General features: G+C 69.5%; 5 protein-coding genes. All 5 read left to right on the forward strand.

Annotated elements, in window-relative coordinates; all coding sequences use genetic code 11:
- Positions 1-200 precede the first annotated feature (200 nt).
- A complete protein-coding gene (gene pdxS / locus MJ783_RS16650; RefSeq protein ID WP_255724121.1) occupies positions 201-1,166 on the forward strand; it encodes a pyridoxal 5'-phosphate synthase lyase subunit PdxS in 966 nt (321 codons plus the stop codon).
- An 11-nt stretch (positions 1,167-1,177) separates the two neighbouring features.
- Positions 1,178-1,801: a pyridoxal 5'-phosphate synthase glutaminase subunit PdxT gene (gene pdxT / locus MJ783_RS16655; RefSeq protein ID WP_239311368.1), complete on the forward strand. Its 624-nt coding sequence runs from the start codon at positions 1,178-1,180 to the stop codon at positions 1,799-1,801.
- 10 nt (positions 1,802-1,811) lie between these two features.
- Positions 1,812-2,567, forward strand: a complete 756-nt coding sequence (locus tag MJ783_RS16660; protein WP_239311362.1) for a YebC/PmpR family DNA-binding transcriptional regulator — start codon at positions 1,812-1,814, stop codon at positions 2,565-2,567.
- A 230-nt stretch (positions 2,568-2,797) separates the two neighbouring features.
- Entirely contained in the window at positions 2,798-3,334 is a 537-nt protein-coding gene (gene ruvC, locus MJ783_RS16665; RefSeq protein WP_239311363.1) for a crossover junction endodeoxyribonuclease RuvC, read from the forward strand.
- Positions 3,331-3,875 (forward strand): Holliday junction branch migration protein RuvA (gene ruvA / locus MJ783_RS16670; protein WP_239311364.1); only part of this gene is annotated, 545 nt, incomplete at its 3' end. The genes ruvC and ruvA, both read left to right, overlap by 4 nt.

Raw genomic sequence — 3,875 nt, forward strand, 5'->3', positions numbered from 1 at the left:
TGCCGTGTGGGGGAGGTCCGGGTGGGATGCGGCCGCTACTTCGGCCGTACCATAGGAGGTCCCCGTCCGGTGCGAATTCGCGTATCCCGCACGGTCCCTGGTAAGCGGCCGTCCGGGTTTGCCGGAGTTGCGCGTGGGCGAGGGCGCTTGTCCCAGACGGATCCGTGTACAGAGACACCAGAGACACAGAGAGGCGAGCCATGTCCGATGGCCTGACCGCACCCGAGCCTGCGCAGCCGGACGACGGGCACGCACGAGCGGCCGAGTCTCCCGCTCCCGCCGGTACCCAGGTGGGAACGGCCCGCGTCAAGCGCGGCATGGCGGAGATGCTCAAAGGCGGTGTGATCATGGATGTGGTCACCGCCGACCAGGCGAGAATCGCCGAGGACGCCGGCGCGGTCGCGGTGATGGCCTTGGAGCGGGTGCCGGCTGACATCCGCGCGCAGGGCGGCGTGGCTCGCATGAGCGACCCGGAGATGATCGAGCAGATCATCGGGGCGGTGTCGATCCCGGTCATGGCCAAGGCCCGTATCGGCCACTTCGTCGAGGCCCAGGTGCTCCAGGAGCTGGGAGTCGACTACATCGACGAGTCCGAGGTCCTCACTCCCGCCGATCCACACCATCACATCGACAAATGGCGGTTCACCGTTCCGTTCGTCTGCGGCGCCACCAACCTGGGGGAGGCGCTGCGCCGTATCGGCGAGGGCGCGGCGATGATCCGGTCCAAGGGCGAGGCGGGCACCGGTGAGGTGTCCAACGCGGTCGTGCACATGCGTACGATCAGAGCGGAGATCGCCCGGCTGTCCGTTCTTGACCCAGCCGAGCTGTTTGCCGCGGCCAAGGAGCTACGCGCTCCCTACGAGCTTGTGGCCGAGGTCGCCCGGCTGGGAAAACTCCCGCTCGTGCTGTTCACCGCCGGCGGTATCGCCACTCCCGCGGATGCCGCGCTGATGATGCAGCTGGGTGCCGACGGTGTGTTCGTCGGCTCGGGTATCTTCAAGTCCGGCGATCCAGCGCGGCGCGCGCGGGCGATCGTCGAGGCCACCACTATGTACAACCATGCGGACGTCCTGGTGAAGGTCTCGCGTGGGCTCGGGGAGGCGATGGTCGGCATCAGCGCCGGCGAGCTGGAGCCCGCGGCCAGGTTCGCCGATCGCGGCTGGTGAGCGATTTCGGCATGGTCACCCCGGCGGTGCCGGTCCGGGTGGGTGTGCTTGCCCTGCAAGGTGATGTCCGTGAGCATGTCCGGGCGCTCGGCGCGGCCGGCGCTCATCCGCTGGAGGTCCGCCACGCGGCTGAGCTGAGCGCTGTGGACGGGCTGGTCCTGCCCGGTGGGGAGTCCACCGCGATCGGCCGGTTGCTGCGTGTGTTCGATCTGCTGGAGCCCTTGCGCCTGGCGGTCGCGGCTGGGCTGCCGGTTTTTGGGTCATGCGCGGGCATGATCCTGCTGGCTCGGGAGGTCTTGGACGCGCCTCCCGGCCAGCCGCTGCTCGCGGGCTTGGACGTCGTTGTGCGGCGCAATGCGTTCGGCCGTCAGGTGGACTCGTTCGAGGCAGATATCGATCTTATCGGTGTTGCTGGCGGCCCGGTTCGGGCGGTTTTCATCCGGGCACCGTGGGTGGAGAAGGTCGGGGATGAAGTCGAGGTTCTCGGCCAGGTCGGTGACAGGATTGTCGCGGTCCGCCAGGGCAGTCTGTTGGCGACCGCGTTCCACCCGGAACTGACCGGTGATATCCGGATTCACCAGCTGTTTGTCGACGTTGTCGCACGCAATCGTGGAAGGCGGGGCCAGTACAGGTGAGGGGCAGAGCATGAGCGGTCACTCCAAGTGGGCGACCACGAAGCACAAGAAGGCGGTCGTCGATGCGCGCCGCGGCAAGCTGTTCGCCAAGTTGATCAAATCTGTCGAGGTGGCGGCGAAGACCGGCGGCGGAGACCCGGCGGGGAACCCGACGCTGGCGGACGCCATCGCGAAGGCCAAGTCGCAGTCGGTACCGAACGACAACATCGACCGGGCCGTCAAGCGTGGTTCGGGGGAGCTTGCCGGCGGCGTCAGTTACGAAGAGATCATCTACGAGGCGTACGGGCCGAGTGGCGTGGCCATCCTGGTTGAGTGCCTCACCGACAACCGCAACCGGGCGGCCTCCGACGTCCGGGTCGCGATCACGCGGAACGGCGGCAGCGTCGCTGATCCCGGTTCGGTGTCGTACCTGTTCAACCGTAAGGGAGTGGTCCTGGTCCCCAAGACGCCCGGCCTGAGCGAGGACGACGTCCTCACCGCCGTCCTCGATGCCGGCGCCGAGGAGGTCAACGAGCTGGGTGACGCCTTCGAGGTCGTTTCGGAGGCGACGGACCTCAACGCGGTGCGCGTCGCCGCGCTGGGCGCGGCACTCGTGGTCTCCTCGGCGGACCTGTCGTGGCTGCCGAGCGTCAGCGTGTCCCTGGACGAGGAATCCGCGCGCAAGGTCCTCAAGCTCGTCGAGGCCGTGGAGGACCTCGACGATGTCCAGAACGTCTGGTTCAACGCCGACATCTCCGATGAGATCATGGAACTGGTATCGGCCTGACGGGGGTGCTCCTCGCCGCCTGTCGAGCGGCCCGCACGCTTCGCGACGCCCGGAGCGGTTGCCGGCCACCCCGCTCGGCCGTGCCCCGCCGGCCGAAAGTACGATCGGGGCAGCTCGAACGGGCGTTCGGGCGTGTCGCGATCGTGGCGGGCGCTGCCGGGGCCACAATGCCCGACGGTGGCTGCGTTCAAGACGGCTGGTCCGCGGACCGGCCAGCGGGGAGGGTGCTGGTGCTGGTGCTGGGTGTCGATCCGGGGCTCACGCGCTGTGGTCTCGGTGTGGTTGACGGCGGCCCCGGCCGGAGCGCCTCCCTGGTCGCGGTCGGAGTACTGCGCACACCGGCCACCGACGACGTTGCCGCGCGGCTGTGCGCACTCGAGCGGGGCGTGGAGGAATGGATCAGCCGTCACAACCCCGACGCGGTCGCGGTCGAGCGGGTGTTCAGCCAGGCCAATGTGCGGACGGTCATGGGTACCGCGCAGGCCGGGGCGGTGGCCATCGTCGCCGCAGCCAGGCGGGGCCTGCCGGTGGCACTGTACACGCCCAGTGAGGTGAAGGCGGCGGTCAGCGGCAGCGGCCGGGCGGACAAAGCCCAGGTCACGTTTATGGTGAGCCGCCTGTTGAAGCTGCCCGACCCGCCGCGTCCGGCGGACGCGGCGGACGCGCTGGCCCTTGCCCTGTGCCATCTGTGGCGTGGCCCGGCGCTGGCCCGGATGCGAGCGGCGGCCCATGGCGGCCAGGCCGTCGGGAAGGAGCCTGGTCGATGATTGCCTCTGTTTCGGGCACGGTGGCGGCCCTGTCGCTCGAAGCGGCCGTCGTCGAGGTCGGCGGGGTCGGGCTGTTGGTACAGTGCACCCCCGCGACCCTGTCGCGACTTCGGGTGGGGCAGGATGCGCATCTGGTCACCACCCTTGTTGTCCGGGAGACGGAACTCACCCTCTACGGCTTCGTCGACGCCGACGAACGTGACGTCTTCGAAACCCTGCAGAGCGCTTCCGGGGTCGGTCCCAGGCTCGCTCAGGCCGTGCTCGGCGTTCACAGCCCCGACGGGGTGCGCCGGGCGGTCGCGGCCGAGGATCTCACCGCGCTGACGAAGGTGCCCGGCATCGGCCGCAAGGGCGCGCAGCGCATCGTCCTCGATCTCAAGGACCGCCTTGGCGCACCGGCGGCGGTGCCGGCCCAGGCTGGCAACGCTGGCACGAACGCCGATGCCGGCCCGCACGGCGGCGTGCCGGCACCGGCTGGCCGATCCCGGGCCGCCGTCGGTGAACAGGTCCGTCTGGCGTTGCTCGGGCTCGGCTATACCGC

This window comes from Protofrankia sp. Cj3, from assembly GCF_917627355.1.
GTDB lineage: Bacteria > Actinomycetota > Actinomycetes > Frankiales > Frankiaceae > Protofrankia.